The following is a 21185-nucleotide window of genomic DNA, read 5'->3' as shown; positions in this document are numbered from 1 at the left end:
TGGTTCAACACCATTAGAGAGAGAATTTAAGTATACCAATCGAGGAGGTGAAACACATGGCTCAACAAAGTGGAAACCGTAACGAACTATTAGTTCAAGGTGCTCAACAAGCTATCGACCAAATGAAGTATGAAATCGCTTCTGAATTTGGTGTACAACTTGGTGCTGACCAAACTTCTCGCGCTAACGGATCTGTTGGTGGAGAAATCACTAAACGTCTAGTAGCTCAGGCTCAATCTCAACTTTCTGGATTTGGTGGACAACAATCTCGCTAATTAGCGGATATAGCATTCAAGCTTAACTCCAAAACAGAATATTTAATGGACAAGGCTGCCTATTTTAAATAGGCAGTCCTTATTTTTTTCCAATGATTGAAAAGTATGAGCGTTCTCTTTGTGTTGAATAATACAAATGTGAACGAGATTCTACTTTCGGAGGTTATAACATGGTGTGGTCACAGCAGAAAATCAGTCAGTTTAAAGATCGGCTGGAGCAAATGCAAAAGGAACTGAATGATCGATTGGAATTTAACCGTCATTATGGAAATGAATTGGAGCTTGTGAAAGATTCGGTAAAAGAACTTTCCAATTATGATAACCATCCGGGTGATCTGGGAACAGAACTGTTCGAGAGGCAAAAAGATATTGCGCTCAACGATTTAAATGAAGCTGAATTGAAATCCATTCAGCAAGCTCTTGAAAGAATCGATGCAGGAGAATATGGATTTTGTAAAACGTGCGGACAGCCAATCAGCGCGGAGAGGCTGGAGGCCCTTCCTACTACAGCTTACTGCAAAGAACATAGCCTTGAACAAACGAGTTCCAATGACCGCCCAATCGAAGAAGAAGTATTGATGCCGCCATATGGCAAATACGATAATGATGAAAAAGATGCTACCTTCTACGATGCAGAAGACTCCTGGCAGGATGTAGCCGTTTATGGAACGAGTGAGACGCCATCGGATTTCTCCGAAAACGGAATGCTCAATTACAACGAAATGTTTGTTGAATCAGAGGAAAATGTGGGATACGTTGAGGATATTGAAGGTTTCATTGCAACAGACATGGATGGCAGCAATACCCGTATCATCCCGAATAAAATGCATAAAGATTATGAGAGGTTCCTGTTGGATCAGGAACTAACGGATGACGACTCTGACTATGTGTAAGCCGATAAAAACTCCTTTTGTAGTATACAGGGAGTTTTTTATTTTCCACACTCCTTGTGTAACTGTTGTATTTCCTCCGCATGAGTTATTCCCTCTTCTGAAGGAGTTTCCAGAACAAAAGGGAGGCCAGACAGTACAGGAGAATTGATGAGCCCAAGAAGCTGATCTTTATGGATCTTTCCATTATGAAAAAGATTGGCGTGGCGGTCTTTTCCCTGTCCAGATGGATATTTCGAATTATTAAGATGAATAGCCTTTAAATGCTCAAAATATCCCAGTTTTTCACCATTCTCCACGATTTCTTGCCAATTGTCCCCATTCCATAGCCCGCTTGCAAAAGCATGACATGTATCAAGGCAAAAACCGATATGCTCCGGAAAGTCTGTAAGATTCCTTACTTGTACAAGTTCTTCCATCGTTACTCCAAGTGAACCCGCTTTTCCTGCATTATTTTCGAGCAGTATTTTACATTTGCCATCCCAGTGCTGAAGCACCTTGTTGAGCATAGCAATCATTAGGCGGTAAGATGATAGCGGAGCATTATTGATGATCCTGGTGCCGAAATGAACGACTACCCCTGCCGCACCACATGCCTCTGCAATTTCAAGATCGTTTACGAGAGAATCAATGGTCAGCTGCTTTTTATCCTCATGCGGAGTAAGACTGGTAGGATAAGGAGTATGCGCGATGGACACAAGTTGCCGCTGCTGGCAATAGGTCTTGCACCGTTCAGCATCTTCTTGATTAAATGGTTTGATCGTGAGACTTCTGGGGTTTTTAGGAAAGAATTGAAAAGCACGTGCCTCAATGGATGCGGCATATTGAGCGGCCGAGAAATAGCCGTTTCTTATGCTGACATGGCTGCCGAATATCATGGTTTACTTCCCCCATACTAATAAAATAGACGATTTGCTTTTATCATTAGCGGAGGAAATATTTTCATTCAATTTTGCATTAAAAAACCTTTTTAGAGAGAAGTTAACAAAAAGGAGGTGAACATACATATGGCAAGACGTGGAAATAACAATGATGTTTTAGTCCAAGGGGCAAAACAGGGACTTGATCAAATGAAGTGGGAAATCGCTTCTGAATTTGGTGTTCAGCTTGGAGCTGATACAACATCCCGTGCAAACGGATCAGTAGGCGGAGAAATCACCAAACGTCTGGTGGCTACTGCTCAGCAGCAGCTTTCTGGATTTACTCGCTAATTCTAAAAAAAGCTGGCCGCAGTGATAAACTGTACCCTGTGTAGTAGACACTTAAAAAAAGTCTACTGCAGAGGGTCTTTTTATGTACAATGAAGAAAAAATGGTACGGGAGAAGAGTATGAGTAAAAAATTATTCTCGAAAAAAGACATCGAGTTATTATCCAAAAATCCTTATGTAAAGTCAGTAAGCACCAAAGGAATTACCTATACAGACGAATTTAAAGAGATCTTTATCACTGAAAATAATCAGGGGAAGTTTCCGAGAGAGATCTTCGAAGATTGTGGATTTGATATAGAGATTGTTGGAATGGAACGTATTAAGGCTGCGGCCAACAGGTGGCGATTGGCTTATCGTAATCAAGGTGTTATGGGACTCCGTGATACAAGGGCAGGCAATTCAGGCCGATCTAAGGACGGAGAGTTATCCGTCGAAGATAAGTTTGCTCGACTAGAGGCCGAAAATAATTTGTTGAAAGCAGAGAACGAACTATTAAAAAAGATTCGCTTTGCCGAAAGGGGTCAAAAGAAAAAGAAATAAAGGTATCAGCGGACCAGAAATTCAATCTGATCCAATCTGTCATTGAGAAGTACTACTTAAAAGGAATGGTTTCCCACCTCTGTAAAGTCGCTGGTGTATCCCGTCAGGGTTATTATAACTATTTTTCAGCTGAACAAGTAGAACGAAGAAAAGTGAAGGAGAAAAAGGATGTGGCCTGGCGCGACTTGATTCTAAAGGCGTACAAATTTAAGAATCGCAAGAAAGGGGCACGGCAGATCAAGATGGTTTTGGCTGCTCAATTTGGTGTTGTCGCAAACCTTAAATTAATCCGAAGGATCATGAAGAAATACGGGATTGAATGCCCTATTCGGAGAGCCAATCCATACAAGCGGACGATCAAAGCGACACAGGAGCACAAGGTGGTTCCCAATCTGCTGAATAGACAATTTAAACAGGGAGTCCTTAAGGACCTGCTTGAGGTAAAATCGTGTGAAACCTTAAAAGAGCTCCAACAAGAAGTAAAAGATGCCATTCGCTATTACAATTACGACAGATACCAATGGAATATGAAAAAGATGACCCCTGAGATGACCCCTGTTCAATACAGAGATCATCTTCTTAAAGTAGCCTAGTTTTTTTACAATGTCCTTTACAAGGGGTACAGTTTATGATGCGCACCAGCTTTTTTTGCATGTTTAAATTCTTTGCCAAAAAGAATGAACCTGCTTTATTTGTTGCAAACTAGTAGCAGGAAAGGGAGGTTTTATCATTGGAACAGGCAAAAGTAATTTTATTAAAATTTATCGTGAGCTTGATCGCATTTTCTATTGGGCTTGATCTTTTTTTCGATGCAACACTGGCTGACATCATTTCTTTCAGTGTTACAGCAACGGCCGTATCCTACATCCTGGCTGACCGCATCCTGCTGTCGCGAATCGGCAAAACCAATACATTATGGGCAGAATTTATTTTAACGTATGCGATCGTGTGGATTTTTGGGTCGATTCTGCTTCATGGCTATCTGCAGATTGCCTGGGGAAGCGCCATTTCAGCTGCTATTATTACTGCAGCGGAGGTTTATGTTCATCGCTATCTGCTCAAACACATGCCAGAACAAAAAAGGGAGATCAGGCACCACGGCGCCACTCCAAAGCTGAGGTTTGTTACAGAATTTGCAAAGGACGAAGATCCAACCCGCAAAAAGTGACGGATCATTCATGGATTTGTTTGCAGGTGAAAAATCGCCGTTCCCTTCTTATGTTATAAAATAATCAATGGGTAAGGCGTATTCGCCTTACCCCCTTTTTATTGCCAAAAATTCAATAGTTTTTTATCATACTGTTCTCTCTGTTAGCTTTGCAAGGAATAAGCAAAGGAGAGAATGAAATGAGTATTTTATCAGTAGAATATATGACCCATAAGTATGGAGATCAGCTGAATTTTAAAGATATCTGTTTCCTGCTGCTGCCGCGTGAACACGCAGGATTGGCGGGGAGAAACGGATCTGGGAAATCCACCTTGCTGGAGTCTTTGTTAATGGAGTATGGAAAACTTCAGGATCCCCAGTCCAAACAAGCTCTTAAAGAAGCTCTTGTAACATATGAGGGAGCGGTATTGCTTGTATCACATGAACCAGACTTCTCTAAAGACAGGATCACTCATGTTTGGAACATTGAAGATTGGCGTCAAGAACAGAAATCTGCGAGGAAAGAACAGCTGGAATCCCAGTTGTTCTTTTTTAGGGGAGTTGCCGGTATGCTATAGTAGGAGAGTTCCATAATGACATATTTAGGATTCATCGCAATAATAGTAAAGGGGAGGGAGAAGAATGAAAGTATGGCTCGGCTCAATGCTTCTTGTGCTGGTACTTTGTTTTGGTGTATGGCTAATCCTATCTCCTTCGTTTAAAAAAGTGGGTGTTACGGCAACAAAATTAAAAGAAAAACTGCAGGAGGAACAGGATGGAGAAGAGCAAAAAGGGGAAAAACCGTAGAGTTTTAGGGGGAGTCATCATTGGAATTGCATTGCTTCTTGCAGTCGGGCTCACATCATTATTCATAGAAAAGATTCCAAATGGATACGTCGGTGTTGTTTACAGCCCGAATGGGGGCGTTCAGGAGGATACGCTCGGCCAAGGGTGGCACCTGGTAGGGTTGTTTGACAAGGTTACAGTTTACCCCGTAAGGATGCAGACTGTAAATTATAGCAACATACAGGTAGCTACTTCTGACGGGAAGAGTGTAACGATTGACTTTGCCTATAACTACAGCATACAGCCCGATAAAGTCGTGAATGTTTTTAACAAATTCGGTCCGGTTGAGATTGAAGAAATTGAAGGCTCTTATCTAAGAACAAGATTATGGGATGCAGGGCGTAAAGCGATCGCTAAATATTCTGTAATTGATACATATGGTGAGAAATCATCAGAAGCCGCTGGAGACGTTCAGAAAATCTTTGCAGAAGATGTCCGAAAGCTCGGTTTTAATGTCAACAACCTGACGCTTGGCGTGCCAAAGCCTGATAAGTCAACACAAGCGGCCATTGACAAGAGAGTGGATGCAGCCCAGGAGCTTGAACGTAAGCAGATTGAGCTGAAGATCGCCAAAGCAGAAGCAGCCAAGAAACAGATTGAAGCAAAAGGGGTTGCTGACTACAATGACATCATAAAGAAATCAATCTCAAAAGAAGTAATTCAGAATAAATGGATTGAGAAATGGGATGGCAAGATGCCGAAAGCCACCGGTTCCAATCAATTGATTCAATTGCCGATCGACGAAAAATAGAGGCAGGCAAAAAACCATAAAAAACAGCCATTCGATGAACGAATGGCTGTTTTTATTTATACTCAGCCGGTATTCCTCAGTCCGGCTGCAATCCCATTGATGGTCAGCAATGCTTCCCTTAACAGGTCTTCGTCCAATGGCTCGTCTTCACGCAGTTTGGAAATCAATTCAACCTGAAGGAAGCTTAGTGGATCAACGTACGGGTTTCTCAGTCTGATGGATTCCTTAATGTTTGGCAGCTGGTCCATTAAATGCTCCTGCTGGGTGATGAAAAGGATCGCTTCAGTCGTGCGGCGGTATTCATTCTCAATTTCAGAGAAAATCCGTTTCGCCATCTCCTGGTCTTTTACCATTGCAGTATATTCCCTTGCAGCGGTTAAGTCAGCTTTCATTAATGCCATCTGCAGGTTATCGATGGTCGAACGGAAGAACGGCCAGTCACGATACATTTGCTTCAGAAGATCCCGCTGATCCTCGCTTTCCATAAAGCTTTGAAGCCCAGTGCCAGCCGCATACCAGGCGGGAAGGAGCTGGCGGCTCTGTGTCCAGGCGAACACCCATGGAATGGCCCGGAGATCTTCGAATCGTTCGCTCCCTTTACGGCTCATGGGACGGGAACCGATATTGAGAGATCCAAGTTCTGGAAGAGGAGTCGCTTGTTTAAAGTATGTCAGGAAGTCTGGGTCCTTAAAGACAAGCTCCTGATATTTTTTGAGTGAAGCCGCAGAGATGCGTTCCATGACTTCTTCCCATGCTTTCGTTCGGCTGTTGTTCTGCTCGGCATCTTTAGAAGCGTTAGCAGCTGCAGAGAGCATGGTAGAGGTTGCCTGCTCAAGGCTGCGATAGGCAATGTCATAAAGTGAATACCTTGAAGACAGCACTTCACCTTGTTCGGTGATTTTAAAGCCGTCTCCCAGAGTTTCAGAAGGCTGTGATAGAATGCTGCGATAGAGCGGTCCGCCACCGCGCCCGAGCGATCCGCCGCGGCCATGGAAGAATTTTAAACGGACATTGTATCGATCGGCCACCTCATGGATTTCCTGCTGAGCTTTATACAGCTTCCAGTTGGCCGTCAACGTGCCCCCATCCTTGCTTCCATCCGAGTAACCGAGCATGATTTCCTGTGTATTGCCATGCTCCTTCAGCTGTTTTTGGTAAAAATCCATGGAAAACAGCTTATCCATAATGGCTGGACCGGCTATCAGGTCATCGATCGTTTCGAGGAGGGGAGCGACATTCAGCTTGCTTTCTACCCGACCGTCAGCATGAAGCCGATAAACTCCTGCTTCTTTGGCTAGCACAAGGACTTCCAATAAATCACTTACCGACTCTGTCATACTGACTAAATATACCTCTATTGACCGGTCGCCAAATTCCTCATGGGCCTTATTAATCATCCGGAAGACATCGATAATCTGCGTTGTTTCTTTAGAGTAATCTTCAGCGTAGGGAAGAAGCAATGGCCGGGGATCCTGTAATACTTTCCCTAACAGTTCTACTTTTTCTTCTTCCGTCAGACTCGAATAGTCGTCAGCAAGATTCACAGAATGAAAGATCTCACTGATCGCCGCTTCATGCTCCCCGCTATGATTGCGGATATCGAGTGTCGCAAGGTGAAAGCCGAACAATTCAACCTGCCGAATGAGCTGGTCCAGGCATTTAAGACGGAAGCCTTGCGGAGAATGTCCGAGAAGGCTGCGTTTTATAAGCTGAAGGTCTTTTAAGAACGCTTCAGAACTTTTATAGCCGTCTTTCTTTTTGCCGACGAGCTCCAGCTTTTTCTTCATTATCGCAATTTTGCATCGGTATACTTCATGCTCGATTTTCCATTGTTCTTCAACCGGCAGAATGGATAATTCCTTTTGAATGGAATCTTTTAATTCCTGAGAAACCGCCACATGTTTAGAAGATTGGCTCATCTGCTTCATGAGGTTAGTAAGGGCCTGATGGTATTTTCTTAGCGCGAGTTTACGATGTTTCTTTAATGTTTCCCATGTTAACGCAGGGGTGACATTCGGATTTCCATCACGGTCACCGCCAATCCATGAACCGAAGCGCAAAATGTTTGGCACATGCCAGTCCTCAGCTGAATAATGTTCCTGCAGCGTGTCTTCCAGCTCCTGATGGATCTGCGGAAGAACCTCGAATAATGTTTCATCGAAATAGTAAAGCCCGTTTGCTACTTCATCCATCACGGTCGGCTTTCGGTGACGCAATTCATCGGTCTGCCAGAGGATGGTAATCTCGTTAAGCAATTTTTCATTGAGCTCCTCCCTCTCACGGGAAGTAAGCACGTTCTGGTCGAGCTGGTGAAGCAGAAGAGCGATTCTTTTATGGGCTTCCAGCACACTGCGCCTTGTCGCCTCTGTCGGATGGGCAGTAATAATCAGCTCCATCGAAAGTTTCTCAACGACGTTCTTAATGACTTCAGCGTTAATGCCGTTTTCTTTAAACTGGGTGACTGTGTATTCCAATGACCCAGGCTGATGTCCATCTTTAAGCTGGTATTCTCTTCTGCGCCGGATGCGGTGGTTTTGTTCAGCGATATTGACGAGGTGGAAGTACACAGCAAACGCCCGTATCACTTGCTGGCGCTCTGGGTGCTTTAAGCTGGCAATCTCATTTTTCAGTTCTTGATAGGATAACCGGTCATTGTTCCTAAGAGATTTTGTCATTTCTCTTATTTTTTCAACTTTATCCAGAAGTGCCTGCCCGCATTGATGAACCAGAACATTTCCGAGCAGCTGGCCGAGAGATTTTACATCTCGGCGGAGGGGTGAACTGCTTTGTTCCAATTTTGCTGTTTCTGTAATTGTTGTCATCGTCTCACCTTCCGTTTCTTAGCTGTCATTCTTTTATTTTGGTGCTGTTCTATTATTAGAATATTTCGATTTATAGGCATTGTATCATAAATTGTCTAGATTTTCACAAAAGAATACGAGATGGAGGTGAAACTGTGTAACTTTAGGATCAAAAAAAACTATAACAGTTCTAGGTGTAAGCGGATTCAAAAGAATCGTCCAAAAAAAAAGACCCGGCCCAAGGGATTTTGATAAAAGAATATCATCAAAGGCCCGATGACCGGGTTTTACGTCTGAAAATATGAAAAGGGGTTGTTGGGATGTGTTTACTATATCAGTTTGTCCCGTGTTCAGAGGAAATATGGGACAATTTAGACATTCTGCAAAAATGGTAAACAGCAGCGTATGCCGTTCATACTTTGTTCATTTCTTTCCGGTATAGTAAAGGGAGAAGGGACAAATTTTGCCAATGAAGGTGATGAACTTGAAAAAAGAGAATAATGTAAGCTCGAAGCAGTTCATTGATCTGATAAAAAAGATCAATCCGCGGTATGGCGATTGTCATGAGTGTCATTACGACACTTGTCGGTTTATGTGTTCCGCTTTTTACAAAAAACTTTGTGGATGAATTTTCTTTATCAACATTAAAAGGGGGTCAGATCGCGCTGCTGGCGGCTGTACTGCTTGCACGTGCCGCAGCAGGGGGAATATCTGTCTATCTGTTGAGTATGGTTGGCAATGGAATCGTGGCCGGAATCCGCGACTGGTTATGGAGAAAACTGATTTCCCTGCCCATTCCTTTTTACGATCATAACCAGACCGGGGAAACGATCAGCCGGATGACTAACGACACCGCTGTGATTAAAAATCTGGCATCCGAGCATTTTACGAAATTTTTATTAAAGGTATCATCTCGATCATCGGCTCTGTGATTTTTCTGTTAATCCTCGACTGGAAGCTGACGCTCATCACGTTAGTCATCGTACCGGTCGCCATGCTGGTTATAATTCCGATTGGCAAGCAAATGCATAAAATCTCAAAGGCCACACAAGACGAGAATGCGAGATTCACTGGGATACTTAGTAAAGTGCTTATGGAAATCCGTCTTGTGAAATCTTCAAATGCGGAGGAGAAGGAATATCAAAACGGCAGAAGCGGGATTCAGAACCTTCTTCATTTTCGGCATCAAGGAAGGAAAATACCAGGCGATCCATTCAGGATAACGGAATTGGAATCTCAGAAAAAGATAAGATTCACAACTTTGAACGATTCTTCAAATCGGATAAATCCAGAAACAGAGCGGCTGAAGGAAGCGGCCTGGGATTGTCTATCGTAAAAAAAATTGTGGAGATGCATGATGGACGGATAGAAGTCGAGAGCGAACTGCGAAAAGGGACTATTTTCACTGTCCATCTTCCTGAGGCTGTAGAATAATAAACATAAAATGGAGAGCTGGCTCACATAACCGAACAGGTGTAGTGTTGTGCCGGCTTTTTATATATTATAGATGTTTAGCTACTTTATATTTAAGGAGCAGGTGAATGATTAAATTTGATAACGTTTCGAAAAAGTACCAAGATGGCACAGCTGCGGTCAAATCTCTAAATCTGGAAATCAAAGCGGGCGAATTCTTCGTGGTCATCGGACCAAGCGGATGCGGCAAAACAACGATGCTCAAGATGATCAACCGGCTGATCACACTGTCAGAGGGCACTCTTCTGATCAATGGCATGAGGATCAGTGACTATGATATCCATGAATTGCGCTGGAACATCGGGTACGTTCTTCAGCAGATCGCCCTGTTTCCCCACATGTCCATCCAGGAAAACATTTCAGTGGTTCCTGAGCTAAGAGGATGGAGCAAGGAGAGAATTCATGAACGTGTGGATGAACTGCTGGACATGGTGGGATTAGATTCAAAAACGTACCGAAACCGCAAACCGAAGGAACTGTCTGGCGGCCAGCAGCAGCGGATCGGCGTGGTGCGGGCTTTGGCAGCAGATCCTGAGATCATTCTGATGGACGAACCGTTCAGCGCCCTCGATCCGATCAGCCGTGAAAAGCTGCAGGAGGACCTGTACAGCCTGCAGCGCCGCATTAAGAAGACCATCGTGTTCGTCACACATGATATGAAAGAAGCGTTAAAGCTGGGTGACAGAATCTGTGTAATGAGGGATGGAGAAGTGGTTCAGGTAGGAACACCAGAAGACATTATACAGCGGCCTGCGGATGAATTCGTAAGAAATTTTGTTGGAAATGACAAAGGGAGTTTTGAAGCAATGGCAGATCTTTCCCGTATTGCGGAACCTTTGAGGAAGGATGAAATTTTCCCCGATCAGCTCAAAACAATACCTGCATCATCTTCTTTAAAAGATGCACTGGCACTTTTAACAAAGGAAGAAAAGCTTGGAGTTGAAGCACAAGGCGCAGTCATCGGCACCATCAACAGGCAGGCCGTCATTCAATATCTTGCCGATCATCTAAAGGAAGGGAGCGGCGGCCATGAATAATTTCTTACAGGTTTTTCAAGATAGACAAGGTGCGCTGGCAAGCGCACTGCTCGAGCATATACAGATTTCCTTTATTGCACTTTTATTTGCCGTAATGATTTCTATTCCGCTCGGCATCTTTCTCACCAAGAGGCCAAGAGCCGCTGAGCCCGTGATCGGAGTGACCGCGGTCCTGCAGACGATACCGTCATTGGCTCTGCTCGGACTGTTGATTCCCCTGTTCGGGATCGGTAAAATACCGGCGATCATCGCGCTCGTTGTCTATGCGCTGCTTCCTATCTTAAGAAACACGTATACGGGGATCAAAGAAGTGGATCCATCACTGATTGAGGCAGCGAGAGCGATGGGCATGGACAGCAGAAAAAGGCTGATCAAGGTGGAACTTCCGCTGGCGATGCCGGTCATCATGGCGGGAATTCGGACGGCGATGGTTCTGATTATCGGTACCGCAACACTCGCTGCATTAATAGGGGCAGGTGGACTGGGAGACCTTATCCTGCTTGGCATCGACCGCAACAATTCCATGCTCATCGTCCTCGGGGCAGTACCGGCTGCTTTGCTCGCGATCCTGTTTGATTTTCTGCTCAGAAGCTTTGAACGTATGACCTTTAAACGGTCTATGACTACCTTTGGGATTCTGGGTGTTGTCGCTCTGCTCGTCGTCATTGTTCCTTTCGCCATGAGGGGTGAACAAAAAGATATCGTAATTGCCGGAAAGCTCGGTTCAGAGCCTGAAATTCTAATCAATATGTACAAGCTCTTAATTGAAAAAGACACGGACTTGAATGTTGAACTCAAGCCTGGACTGGGGAAGACATCTTTTGTTTTCAATGCGCTAAAATCAGGAAGCATCGATGTCTATCCAGAATTTACAGGAACAGCGATCTCTGAATTCTTAAAAGAAACAGCCTCAAGCACGGACAGCAGAAAAGTGTACGAGCAGGCAAGAAAAGGGATGGCGGATAAATTTGATATGCAGCTGCTTCGTCCAATGAAATACAACAATACATATGCCTTGGCGGTTCCCCGGCAGACAGCGGACCAGTATAACCTTAGAACCATTTCCGACCTTAAACAGGCGAGCAACAATATTAATGCAGGTTTTACGCTGGAATTTGCTGACAGGGAGGATGGCTACCGCGGCATACAAAAGAAATACGGAATCAAGCTTGCTAACGTTAAAACGATGGAACCAAAGCTGAGGTACAACGCTGTTGAAAAAGGAGATATTAATGTCGTGGACGCCTATTCCACCGATAGTGAGCTGCGTCAGTACGATCTGACCGTTTTAAAAGACGACAAGCACCTGTTTCCTCCTTATCAAGGAGCACCTCTCCTGAAAAAGGAAACGGCCGAAAAGTATCCTGAAATAAAAAAAGCCCTCAATAAACTTTCCAATAAAATTACAGACGGCGAGATGAGGGAGATGAACTACAAAGTGAATGTTAATGGCATGTCACCTGATGAGGTGGCAAAGCAATACTTAGAGAAAGAAAACCTTCTATAAGTAAAGTGACCGCTCTTTAATTCGAGCGGTCTTTTTAGGTGAGGTCATTCGGCATCATTAATGATGGCAAGCATTTGATGATCTTCCCATCTTCCGTTTATTTTTATTGATTTTACAGCAATGCCTTCTCTATGGAATCCGGCTTTCTCTAATACCTTGATGGAACCAGCGTTTTGAGGCATCACACCCGCTTCGATACGATGAAGTTTCTTGACGTTGAACGCAAACGTAATCATCCGTTTGACGACCTTCGTCATATATCCTTTACCATTGTGATGATGATCGAGACAGTAACCGAGCATTCCCGTTTGTGCAGGGCCACGCTCAATCTTAAACAATGAAACATCGCCAATGAGCTCTTCAGATCCTTTTAAAAAGATCCCAAACGTGTATTGATGACCCATTTCCCTCATCTTATTGATCACTTCCAGCCGTTCCCGCTGTCCTTCCAGCGTATAAAATTCATCGTTTCTTAGCGGACTATACATTTGAAAAAATTCACGGTTGTCTACTTCCAGCTGAAGCAGTGCTTCGCTATCGGATGGATCAAGAAGCTTTAAAAAGAAGTGTTCGCCATCCATTCTCATTTTCCCACCTTTTTAGCCTATATCGTACCATACTTATAAAACAATTACGGGCAGAAGGGAGTTTCATCCTTCCAATTCTAAGAAACCCTTACAATCGTGACAAAATAAGCTATAATGAGGTCTAGCCGTTTACAATATGACTATTACTTTTGTTATCAATAACCATTAAAATATCAATTCCTCCATGCTGAATGGATATTAAACATATAGGAGTGTACGTTCATGAACTCTTTCATCACTATGGCGCATTATCTATTGGAGAACTCTGGCACACTCGCTTCAGACATTGTTGATGAGATTGTCGTCAGATTTCGTTTTGATGTTCCGGAAGAGGAGATCGATCAAGCTAAATCAATGTATGATGAGTTTTTAGTGTTTTTAGCACAATCCCTTGATTGCCAGGAGGGCTCTGTTCCTGAGGCGCTGTTATCATGGAGTAAGGGTAACGGAGAAACAGCGGCAAGAAGCCAGCTGGAAATTTCCCAAATTATCATTCGTTATACGGATACCCGTATGGTGTTAGCAGATTTCTTGACGGACATCGGCATGGAATTTGGATTGAATACGAGAGAAGTCGTCATGGTCATCAAAAGAGTGAATCTGATGCTGGATCTCAGTATAAATGAAACGGTGATCGCTTTTGAACGCTATAAAGACCGTGTCATTCATGAAGCACAAAAAGAGATCATGGAATTATCAACACCTATCGTACCCATACAAGACGGAATTGCCATTCTTCCTTTGATCGGAACGATAGACTCCAATCGATCGGACCACTTGCTAAATCGTGTGGTTCCAAAGATTTCTCCTTTGGGCGTCAAATATCTTATTCTTGATTTTTCAGGTATTATTACCATTGATACCGAAGTGGCAAGGCACATTTTTACTGTACACAGTGTTTTGGCTCTGCTCGGAATCGATATCGCAGTTACAGGGATACGCCCTGAATTGGCCAGCAGAATTATAAATGCCGGGATTGATTTTACTTCGATCAAAGTCTATGGAAACGTGAAACAGGCCATTGGAAAAAAGACGTTGAATTAATGGTGTCAGGCGCCGTGAATGGCACCTATTTTTCTTACTGATCGGCTTTCGATATATTCTTGATATTCTTCAGCGAAAGATGACGCAATTGACCACCCTTGTCAAGGATTCTGAGCTTGCGCGCTGATTCGTCCATGTAATGAATCATTCCTTTTATTTCCGAGAGGCCTTTCTCAACCACCGAGAAATTTAATGGGAACGCAAACTCCATAGGATCTAACATCCATTCGTTCATCTCTTCAAGCTGCTGTTCATCAGAAAACGGTTCTTCCTCTTCATAATATTCCTTCAGAAACCAGTGATTTAGCTGGCTTACGGTTTCCGGCAGCATCAAGCTTGTCTTCCGTTTTATGTCACCACGGTCACGAATAACATCGGCCGAACTGGAATTATCTGTTAAACAAGAAGGAGCAGGCTGTTTGTATGATCCCAGCCTGCTAAAAGCATTAAAACGTATTGTAGACATTGTCGCACTCTTCCGGTTGGGGCTGATAGAAGCAATGAAGTTTATATCTGGCAACAAGCGGCTGGCCATACCAGGTGGACGGACAATTTCCCTGTGGCCGAAAATACCACAAGCTGTATTTTGCCGGCCAGTAACGTTCTCCATTAATCGCTCGCTTTGCCAAGCGTTTTTCACTCGTTCTTGCTGATTGATAAAAATAACCGTGTGTTACGGCTTCAAATGCATGGGGCTGGTAAATCATCTGAGGAATTGTCCTCAGTCCTTTAAAATCGGAACAATTGGCACGGATCCTGTTAATTCCAACATTTCCGACCAGCTGCATTCCCCGGACGCCTTCTCCTTCTCCTTCCGCTCGAAGCAATCGGGCTAACAAATTAATATCTGAGCTGCTGGCTTGCACGACAGCCACGGTATCACCTCCAAGAAACCTTCTTTAAACTATATAAAGAATAAGTTTGGTCCATTACCCCTAGTTCAGTAATTTTTAGGAAAAGAAGCATCCTATTTGTTTCCAGCGCATTGAGAAAGATTCAAGAAGGGATGATTCGAATGATTGAGCAAGCAACCCGCGAATACGTCGAATGTTCGCTGTCTGCAAATGAAGGAATGCAGGGGAAAGGTGTTCTTTCACAGGAAAAGGCTGAGTGTATGCTTTCATCCATCTTAGAGATGGGGACCTATCACCTCGTCTACAAAGATCAAGGCAGAGTAGCTGGATGGATTATGATTGGCCGTAATACCGACTACTTTACTGGCAATGAGATCGGTTTTATTTATGATGTCTACGTTCATCAGGAATATAGAGGAAGAGGCCAGTCCAAGAAGCTTGTAGAAGCCGGGATCACGGCGTTGAAGGGAAATGGATATGAAGAAGTAAGATTGAATGTGTTTGATGCGAACTTTGCAAAAGGTGTGTATGAAAAAATGGGCTTTAAGCCGCTGCAAACGATCATGATGTATAAGTTAATAAAGAACCCTGATGATCGATTCTCAGCTCTTTATGAAATCAATGAAAACCCGGCAAGGAACCTTGGTCCTTGCCGGGTTTTCATGTTTACCAGCCTCGCTCATATTGAACGGGGATGTCCAGCGCACCTTTCTGATGCACAGTTTCCGCAGCACGCAGTGGCCAGTATGGATCACGAAGCAGCTCACGTGCTAGCAGTACAAGATCCGCTTTTTCGTTGCGGATGATTTCGTCAGCCTGCATGGCTTGTGTGATCAAACCTACAGCTGCAGTAGGAATACCCGCTTGTTCACGTATTTTTTCGGCGAATAGATTCTGATAGCCAGCACCGACAGGAATAGGTGCTTTCGGGAGATTTCCGCCTGAGCTGCAGTCCACGAGATCCACACCCTCTTCTTTGAGGCGTTTAGCCAGCTCGATGGAATCCTCTATTGTCCAGCCGTCATCCACCCAGTCTGTTGAGGAGATACGGACGGTGAACGGGAGGTTTTCCGGCCATTCCTTTCTCATGATGCGTACAGTCTCTAAGAAAAAGCGGATACGGTTCTCGAAAGAGCCGCCGTATTCGTCCGTTCGCTTGTTAGAGATCGGAGAATAGAAGCTGTGTGCCAAATAGCCGTGCGCCCCATGAAATTCCATCCACTCAAAGCCCGCCTCGCGTGCTCTGATTGTCGCCAGCCGGAAGTTTTCCTGAATCTCTTTGATTTCGTCGATACTTAATTCCTTGGGTTCTTTATATCCTTCACTAAAAGGAATCTCACTCGGACCGACTACATCCCAGCCGCCTTGATCGTTCGGGACTCCGGCTGTACTTTGCTCTTTTTCTTTCCAAGGGCTGTACGTTGATGCTTTCCGTCCGGCATGTGCCAGCTGGATGCCGGGTACAGCTCCGTGTTCTTTCAGAAAAGAGGTGATGCGTTTGAATGGCTCAATATGCTTATCCGTATAGATGCCAAGATCTTCTGGCGAAATCCTGCCTCTAGGTTCCACGGCGGTCGCCTCAACGATGACAAGACCAGCTCCCCCTACAGCACGAGAGCCTAAGTGAACGTAATGCCAGTCATTCGGCATCCCATCCTCGGCACTGTATTGGCACATAGGAGAAACCCCAATTCGGTTTCTGAGCGTAATATCTTTGATAGTAAGCGGAGAAAAAAGGTGTGGCATTGAAAAGTCTCCTTCTGTTTTTTTAATAGTTGAAAACAAAATCATAGTAACACAATCAAAATAACCTGATAAAATAATTTGCCTGGCGCTCGTATAAACGACAGCTTGTATTTTTCCCTTAATCGGCAGAAATAATCATGGACAAAAAATGACGCAAAAGGAGAAATTCAGACAGAAATGAGAAGGGAAAACTTCCTTTTTAGCGAATGTAATTCCATAGAAAGATAAAGGCAGGTGGATTATGTCATACTCAGAAAAATTGATCCAGAAGGTTAAAGAAATGTACATGCTGGACCATAAAGCAAGGGTTCATATTGATAAGACCCAGCATTCTATTAATGTTTTCTTTAGTGATATGAAGTTTAAGTTAAGAATAGTGGAAGAAAAGACGGATGAGATTAATATCCGGATCAATGAAGCCGTCCCGGGTGTTTTTGCACAAATCATGATTAAGCAGACGGTGCTCAGTTTTGAACGGACACCAAACGGTACGATCCTGGTACAGTTGAAGAATGGCGGCGAGATGACGACAGAACTGGACACTCTGGGGTGGGATGGAAGCAGGGTAGCTTCTGAACGATATGACAAGGAATTTACGATTCCCCTGCTGAACAGTTACCTTAAAGAAGCGTTTCACGAGATGCTATTTTAATAAAAAAACAAGGCGGCCACTGTAAAGCACCGCCTTGTTTCTCTATAAGCTTAAAATGTATGTGCAGCATCCTTAGCACGCACAATTCCGTTTTCTTTAATTTCTTGCGCTTTATCAGGCATGGCAGCATGTCCTTCAATAAATACGCCTTCCAATGAAGGAACGCCGAAGAAGTTCATCATTACATTCAAATAACGGTGCCCCATTTCAAATTCTGCAGCAGGACCCTCAGAGTAAATACCGCCGCGAGCTTGAATATGAAGAGCTTTTTTGTCCGTCAAAAGACCCACTGGCCCATTTTCAGTATATTTGAAAGCTTTACCTGCAACAGCAACTGAATCAAGATAAGCTTTCATCACTGGCGGGAATGAGAAGTTCCACAAAGGTGTAACGAAAACATATTTGTCCGCCTCAACGAACTGTTCGCTCAGTTCACCAAGACGCTGGACTTTTGCTTTCTCGTCAGCCGACAGTTCTTCAAATCCTTTACCGCTTTGAAGTTTTCCCCAGCCGCTGAATACATCAGCATCAATATGAGGAATATTTTCTTTATAAAGATCGATATGCACCACTTCATCGCCGGCATTCACTTCTTTATAAGTGTCGATAAATGCCTTACCTGCAGCCATACTGAAAGATTGACTTTCATTATGCGGGTGGGCAGTAATGTATAATACTTTTGCCATTTGTATTCCACCTTTTGTTTGATATAGAGCAGTTATTGTAAATTACCTGCATAAGCAATTATTAAGCATAGGCACAGATTTGTGAAGTAGGCACATTCATGTGGTATAGTATAAAAAAAGGTACTGTAAAAATGGAGGAGCCGTTTCATGAAAAAAAATCCAGAACAATGTCAGGTCGTTGTCGCATTGGACATGATCGTTGGTAAATGGAAGCCGATTATCATACAGCACTTGCTTTCCGGTGATATTTTAAGATTTAACGAATTAAGAAGACTCATGCCCGATATCACTCAACGAATGCTGACGCTTCACCTGCGTGAATTAGAAGAGCAGGATATTGTACAGCGGGTGGTCTACCCCCAAATCCCGCCGAAAGTGGAGTACTCCATTACGGAATATGGCAAAAGTTTAGGGCCGGTGATGGATGCTATGCACCATTGGGGCGCTGCCCATGTTGAGCATATGAAACTAAAAAATGAACAAGGCGCTTCACTTGATGGAGAAGCGAATTAATTGGGATAATAAGAATAAAAGCCGCCAGTCACAAGCGTAACAGGTCCAAGCTGTGACTGGCGGCTTTTATTAATTCTGCGTCAAGATGCCCATGTCCATAAAGCATAAGGAGAACAGTCGTATAGAGCGCCTTGAAACGTGTGAGTTCCTCTTGAAAGAAAGGCTCCCGGCCTTCGGGAGGAAGAAAACTGTAGACGATCATCCCTCCAGTCGATGATTCCTGAAATCTTACCTTGGTCATCCACTGTTATGTTGCGGATATGGAGATCACCATGCACAAGAACTGGGTGTCGAGCGGTATCCTGTTGCTCTGCATCTTGAACCCAATGCTCCAGTTCATCCACCTGTTCATAAAGCTGCAGATTTTTTACGTCCTTTAAAAAGAGTTATCTTTTTCCTTGTTGCAAGCGAATAAAAAACAAGGGGCAAACCTAAGCAGTACTATATAATGGGGGAGAGACAGGAAATAAGGAGAAGAATATGAAAAAGAACAAAACGAACGCGATGAGAATTTTGGATAAAGAAAACATCGCGTATGAGAATATGAATTACAATACAGAGGACGGCAAGATTGACGGAGTATCTGTAGCTCATAAAATTGGCAGGGAACCTGGAATCGTATACAAGACACTTGTTGCACAAGGCGCTGGCAAGGAACATTATGTCTTTGTCATACCGGTTGAAGCCGAGCTTGACCTGAAAAAAGCAGCTAAGGCGGTCAACGAAAAGAAAGTGGAGATGATTGCTGTCAAAGAATTACTGGCCGTCACAGGCTATATTCGCGGCGGCTGCTCGCCCGTAGGCATGAAAAAACAGCTGGCGACAATCATTGAAGAGTCAGCACAGTCATTAGAAACCATCATCGTTAGCGGCGGAAAAATCGGGGTGCAAATTGAACTGTCGCCGCGGGATTTAGAAAATGTGACCAAGGCGAAATATGCAGCGATCACGAAGTAATCAATGAAAAAGCAGAACCAAAATAAGGGTTCTGTTTTTTTTATGGTAACCTTACAGCTTTGTAAGTAAGTGTAAGGTCCATCCATAGTTAGGCGGCTGTGTTCCGTCATAAAATAAAAATAGAGGAAAAAGGATGAATCAGTAAAAGGGGGACAAAGAATGTCACTTACACAATTTAATAATGAAACCTTCCGAAGTATCAATGAACTGGCGGACCGTTTTTCAGAAGCAAACCCTGTCATGGTGTTTCTAGCGGAGTATATGCCCTATGCATTGGGAATCCTTGTCATCGGGTACTGTCTCACCCGCTCCAACCGGAACCGGCTGATGATTGTTTTTGCTATTATGAGCTGTGGAATTGCGGAGATTCTAGGAAAATTTGCAGGTTTGGCCTATTCTCATCATCAGCCTTTTGCAGAGCTGACGAATGTGCATCAACTGGTCGAACACGTAATCGATAATTCTTTCCCAAGTGATCATACCATCATCTTTTTTTCAATATGTACATCGATTTGGCTCTTTAGAAGGAAAGAAGGTGTAATATGGCTTCTTCTCGCACTTTGTGTGGCTTTTTCCCGTGTTTGGGTCGGTGTACATTATCCGATCGATGTAGCGGCAGGTGCTTTGATAGGTATGATCTCGTCAATGGTTGTCTATAAAATCATCCCATTGCTGCCATTTGCCAAACCATTAATGAAGCGTTATGCAAAAAGCGATACGAAGGAGAGAGTGGAGAACTTTTGATCATATAGGCTTAGAGGTCTACTTCTTTTAGGAATGATTGGGTCGAATCCCGTCGTAAGATGTTGCGTATAAACGGTTTGAACATAAATGGCGGGTTTTTGGACATCAAACAGATTTTGTGAACATTTTGAACAAAAATCTGTATTTTGAACAAAAAAATGTAGCATAATCATTCTGCAGGTGAAAGAAGGCCGTTCAATCGCCTTCTTTGCCCGCACAAGGCAGAAAAGGCTAAAATTCTCCTTACATCCAGTTAACTAGTGGCTAATACATAATAAATGACTCAATATCATTCATCTTTTTTCCAAGCAGCAACTAGCTGCTTTTTTGTTACTAAATTGTACCTGTTCCATTAGAATGGATTTAAGAGTTAAGCATGGAATTTTGGAAGATGGGACAGAGTCTTATAGATCCGGAAGGTGGGGCATGCTGCTGATTACTTAAGTTTTTATAGTCCTTGAAAAGAAAGGAGGAGTGCCTGTGTCTGAACAAATGATTTTTATGGAGGAAGAGCACTTGGATGCTTGTGTTGAGCTGTATCAGGATGTATTTAACCGCAGTCCGTGGAATGAGAGCTGGACCGAAGAAACAGCAAAAGAGAGATTAGCTGATTTGATGAATACACCAAAGTTTCTCGGATTTGTATTTTATGAAAACAGCCAGCTTATTGGATTTATTGCTGGAAACAGCAAAAGGACGTATAGCGGATTAACGTTCTATATTGCTGAGCTCTGTGTGAATAACAACATTCAAGGGAAGGGGTATGGCTCTAAAATGCTGAAGCGGTTTGAAGAAGAATTGAAACGAAGAGAGATTCCAAGTCTTTATTTATTAACGGCTAAGCAAGGTCTGGCAAAATTGTTTTACGAGAAAAATGGTTACAGAGTGAACGAGAACCGGTTCGTCATGACGAGAGCGCTTTAAAA

Annotated in this window: 24 protein-coding genes and 4 pseudogenes; 20 read left to right on the top strand and 8 right to left on the bottom strand. The window is 43.5% G+C overall.

The window, feature by feature from the left end; all coding sequences use genetic code 11:
- The first annotated feature begins 56 nt into the window (after window positions 1–56).
- Both QYF49_RS14610 and QYF49_RS14605 read left to right on the top strand, forming a co-directional pair.
- Window positions 57–275, top strand: a complete 219-nt coding sequence (locus tag QYF49_RS14610) for an alpha/beta-type small acid-soluble spore protein (protein WP_290400293.1) — start codon at window positions 57–59, stop codon at window positions 273–275.
- A gap of 170 nt (window positions 276–445) precedes the next feature.
- Entirely contained in the window at window positions 446–1168 is a 723-nt protein-coding gene (locus QYF49_RS14605; protein WP_290400292.1) for a TraR/DksA C4-type zinc finger protein, read from the top strand.
- A gap of 38 nt (window positions 1169–1206) precedes the next feature.
- On the opposite strand, the gene QYF49_RS14600 is transcribed toward QYF49_RS14605, so the two are convergent.
- Window positions 1207–2043: a deoxyribonuclease IV gene (locus QYF49_RS14600; protein ID WP_290400291.1), complete on the bottom strand. Its 837-nt coding sequence runs from the start codon at window positions 2041–2043 to the stop codon at window positions 1207–1209.
- Window positions 2044–2172: 129 nt separating this feature from the next.
- On the opposite strand from QYF49_RS14600, the gene QYF49_RS14595 reads away from it, so the two are divergent.
- From QYF49_RS14595 to QYF49_RS14570, 6 genes and pseudogenes are all read left to right on the top strand, one after another.
- Window positions 2173–2376 carry an alpha/beta-type small acid-soluble spore protein gene (locus QYF49_RS14595; protein ID WP_290400290.1) on the top strand — a complete coding sequence of 68 codons (204 nt, stop codon included), beginning with the start codon at window positions 2173–2175 and terminating at the stop codon, window positions 2374–2376.
- A 118-nt stretch (window positions 2377–2494) separates the two neighbouring features.
- Window positions 2495–3507 (top strand): annotated as a pseudogene (locus QYF49_RS14590) (HTH domain-containing protein).
- 137 nt (window positions 3508–3644) lie between these two features.
- A complete protein-coding gene (locus tag QYF49_RS14585) occupies window positions 3645–4082 on the top strand; it encodes a DUF2512 family protein (RefSeq protein WP_290400289.1) in 438 nt (145 codons plus the stop codon).
- Between the two features lie 179 nt (window positions 4083–4261).
- Window positions 4262–4639, top strand: a complete 378-nt coding sequence (locus QYF49_RS14580; RefSeq protein ID WP_290400288.1) for an ATP-binding cassette domain-containing protein — start codon at window positions 4262–4264, stop codon at window positions 4637–4639.
- A 64-nt stretch (window positions 4640–4703) separates the two neighbouring features.
- Window positions 4704–4868, top strand: a complete 165-nt coding sequence (locus QYF49_RS14575) for a hypothetical protein (protein ID WP_290400287.1) — start codon at window positions 4704–4706, stop codon at window positions 4866–4868.
- A complete protein-coding gene (locus tag QYF49_RS14570) occupies window positions 4837–5658 on the top strand; it encodes a prohibitin family protein (RefSeq protein ID WP_290400286.1) in 822 nt (273 codons plus the stop codon). Before QYF49_RS14575 ends, QYF49_RS14570 begins: the two co-directional genes overlap by 32 nt.
- Window positions 5659–5720: 62 nt before the next feature.
- Here the strand turns inward: QYF49_RS14570 and ppc are convergent, their stop codons facing one another.
- A complete protein-coding gene (gene ppc, locus QYF49_RS14565; protein WP_290400285.1) occupies window positions 5721–8480 on the bottom strand; it encodes a phosphoenolpyruvate carboxylase in 2760 nt (919 codons plus the stop codon).
- Between the two features lie 542 nt (window positions 8481–9022).
- On the opposite strand from ppc, the gene QYF49_RS14560 reads away from it, so the two are divergent.
- From QYF49_RS14560 to opuFB, 5 genes and pseudogenes are all read left to right on the top strand, one after another.
- A complete protein-coding gene (locus QYF49_RS14560; RefSeq protein WP_290400284.1) occupies window positions 9023–9391 on the top strand; it encodes an ABC transporter transmembrane domain-containing protein in 369 nt (122 codons plus the stop codon).
- Window positions 9388–9546, top strand: a pseudogene (locus tag QYF49_RS14555) (ABC transporter transmembrane domain-containing protein); the annotation flags it as partial. The gene QYF49_RS14560 and the pseudogene QYF49_RS14555, both read left to right, overlap by 4 nt.
- Window positions 9547–9671: 125 nt before the next feature.
- Window positions 9672–9893 (top strand): annotated as a pseudogene (locus QYF49_RS14550) (sensor histidine kinase); the annotation flags it as partial.
- A 107-nt stretch (window positions 9894–10000) separates the two neighbouring features.
- The gene (locus tag QYF49_RS14545) at window positions 10001–10969 is read left to right on the top strand and encodes an ABC transporter ATP-binding protein (protein WP_290400283.1); all 969 of its coding nucleotides are present in this window, start codon (window positions 10001–10003) and stop codon (window positions 10967–10969) included.
- Complete coding sequence (gene opuFB / locus QYF49_RS14540) at window positions 10962–12476, top strand: osmoprotectant update ABC transporter permease/substrate-binding subunit OpuFB (RefSeq protein ID WP_290400282.1); 1515 nt, start codon at window positions 10962–10964, stop codon at window positions 12474–12476. The genes QYF49_RS14545 and opuFB overlap by 8 nt, the downstream gene beginning before the upstream one ends.
- Before the next feature lie 44 nt (window positions 12477–12520).
- Here the strand turns inward: opuFB and QYF49_RS14535 are convergent, their stop codons facing one another.
- Window positions 12521–13057 carry a GNAT family N-acetyltransferase gene (locus tag QYF49_RS14535; protein WP_425589593.1) on the bottom strand — a complete coding sequence of 179 codons (537 nt, stop codon included), beginning with the start codon at window positions 13055–13057 and terminating at the stop codon, window positions 12521–12523.
- A gap of 228 nt (window positions 13058–13285) precedes the next feature.
- On the opposite strand from QYF49_RS14535, the gene QYF49_RS14530 reads away from it, so the two are divergent.
- Window positions 13286–14107, top strand: a complete 822-nt coding sequence (locus QYF49_RS14530; protein WP_290400280.1) for an STAS domain-containing protein — start codon at window positions 13286–13288, stop codon at window positions 14105–14107.
- 34 nt (window positions 14108–14141) lie between these two features.
- Here the strand turns inward: QYF49_RS14530 and QYF49_RS14525 are convergent, their stop codons facing one another.
- The gene (locus tag QYF49_RS14525; protein ID WP_290400279.1) at window positions 14142–14573 is read right to left on the bottom strand and encodes a YolD-like family protein; all 432 of its coding nucleotides are present in this window, start codon (window positions 14571–14573) and stop codon (window positions 14142–14144) included.
- The gene (locus QYF49_RS14520) at window positions 14554–14982 is read right to left on the bottom strand and encodes a cell wall hydrolase (protein ID WP_290400278.1); all 429 of its coding nucleotides are present in this window, start codon (window positions 14980–14982) and stop codon (window positions 14554–14556) included. Before QYF49_RS14520 ends, QYF49_RS14525 begins: the two co-directional genes overlap by 20 nt.
- Window positions 14983–15113: 131 nt before the next feature.
- Here QYF49_RS14520 and QYF49_RS14515 point away from each other — a divergent pair.
- Window positions 15114–15503, top strand: a pseudogene (locus QYF49_RS14515) (GNAT family N-acetyltransferase); the annotation flags it as partial.
- A gap of 124 nt (window positions 15504–15627) precedes the next feature.
- Here QYF49_RS14515 and QYF49_RS14510 read toward each other — a convergent pair.
- Entirely contained in the window at window positions 15628–16707 is a 1080-nt protein-coding gene (locus QYF49_RS14510; protein WP_290400277.1) for an NADH:flavin oxidoreductase/NADH oxidase, read from the bottom strand.
- A 241-nt stretch (window positions 16708–16948) separates the two neighbouring features.
- On the opposite strand from QYF49_RS14510, the gene QYF49_RS14505 reads away from it, so the two are divergent.
- A complete protein-coding gene (locus QYF49_RS14505; protein ID WP_290400276.1) occupies window positions 16949–17359 on the top strand; it encodes a hypothetical protein in 411 nt (136 codons plus the stop codon).
- Between the two features lie 50 nt (window positions 17360–17409).
- Here QYF49_RS14505 and QYF49_RS14500 read toward each other — a convergent pair whose 3' ends face one another.
- On the bottom strand, window positions 17410–18045 hold the full coding sequence (locus QYF49_RS14500) for an FMN-dependent NADH-azoreductase (RefSeq protein WP_290400275.1): 636 nt from the start codon (window positions 18043–18045) through the stop codon (window positions 17410–17412).
- Between the two features lie 147 nt (window positions 18046–18192).
- Between QYF49_RS14500 and QYF49_RS14495 the strand changes: the two genes are divergently transcribed.
- Window positions 18193–18558: a winged helix-turn-helix transcriptional regulator gene (locus QYF49_RS14495; protein WP_290400274.1), complete on the top strand. Its 366-nt coding sequence runs from the start codon at window positions 18193–18195 to the stop codon at window positions 18556–18558.
- 80 nt (window positions 18559–18638) lie between these two features.
- On the opposite strand, the gene QYF49_RS14490 is transcribed toward QYF49_RS14495, so the two are convergent.
- Window positions 18639–18902: a phosphotransferase gene (locus QYF49_RS14490; protein WP_290400273.1), complete on the bottom strand. Its 264-nt coding sequence runs from the start codon at window positions 18900–18902 to the stop codon at window positions 18639–18641.
- Window positions 18903–19038: 136 nt separating this feature from the next.
- Between QYF49_RS14490 and ybaK the strand changes: the two genes are divergently transcribed.
- The 3 genes from ybaK (at window position 19039) to QYF49_RS14475 (ending at window position 21183) form a co-directional block, all read left to right on the top strand.
- Window positions 19039–19515 (top strand): Cys-tRNA(Pro) deacylase, encoded by a 477-nt coding sequence (ybaK, locus tag QYF49_RS14485; protein WP_290400272.1) that lies wholly within the window; start codon window positions 19039–19041, stop codon window positions 19513–19515.
- A gap of 159 nt (window positions 19516–19674) precedes the next feature.
- Window positions 19675–20259, top strand: coding sequence for an undecaprenyl-diphosphatase (locus QYF49_RS14480; RefSeq protein WP_290400271.1), 585 nt, complete (start codon window positions 19675–19677; stop codon window positions 20257–20259).
- Window positions 20260–20739: 480 nt separating this feature from the next.
- On the top strand, window positions 20740–21183 hold the full coding sequence (locus QYF49_RS14475) for a GNAT family N-acetyltransferase (protein WP_290400270.1): 444 nt from the start codon (window positions 20740–20742) through the stop codon (window positions 21181–21183).
- Window positions 21184–21185: the final 2 nt, after the last annotated feature.

It is taken from the genome of Fictibacillus terranigra (assembly GCF_030412265.1).
Taxonomy (GTDB): Bacteria; Bacillota; Bacilli; order Bacillales; family Fictibacillaceae; genus Fictibacillus_C; species Fictibacillus_C terrinigri.
The sequence above is the reverse complement of the archived record's forward strand: the minus strand, read 5'-3'. Positions and strand labels throughout refer to the sequence as shown.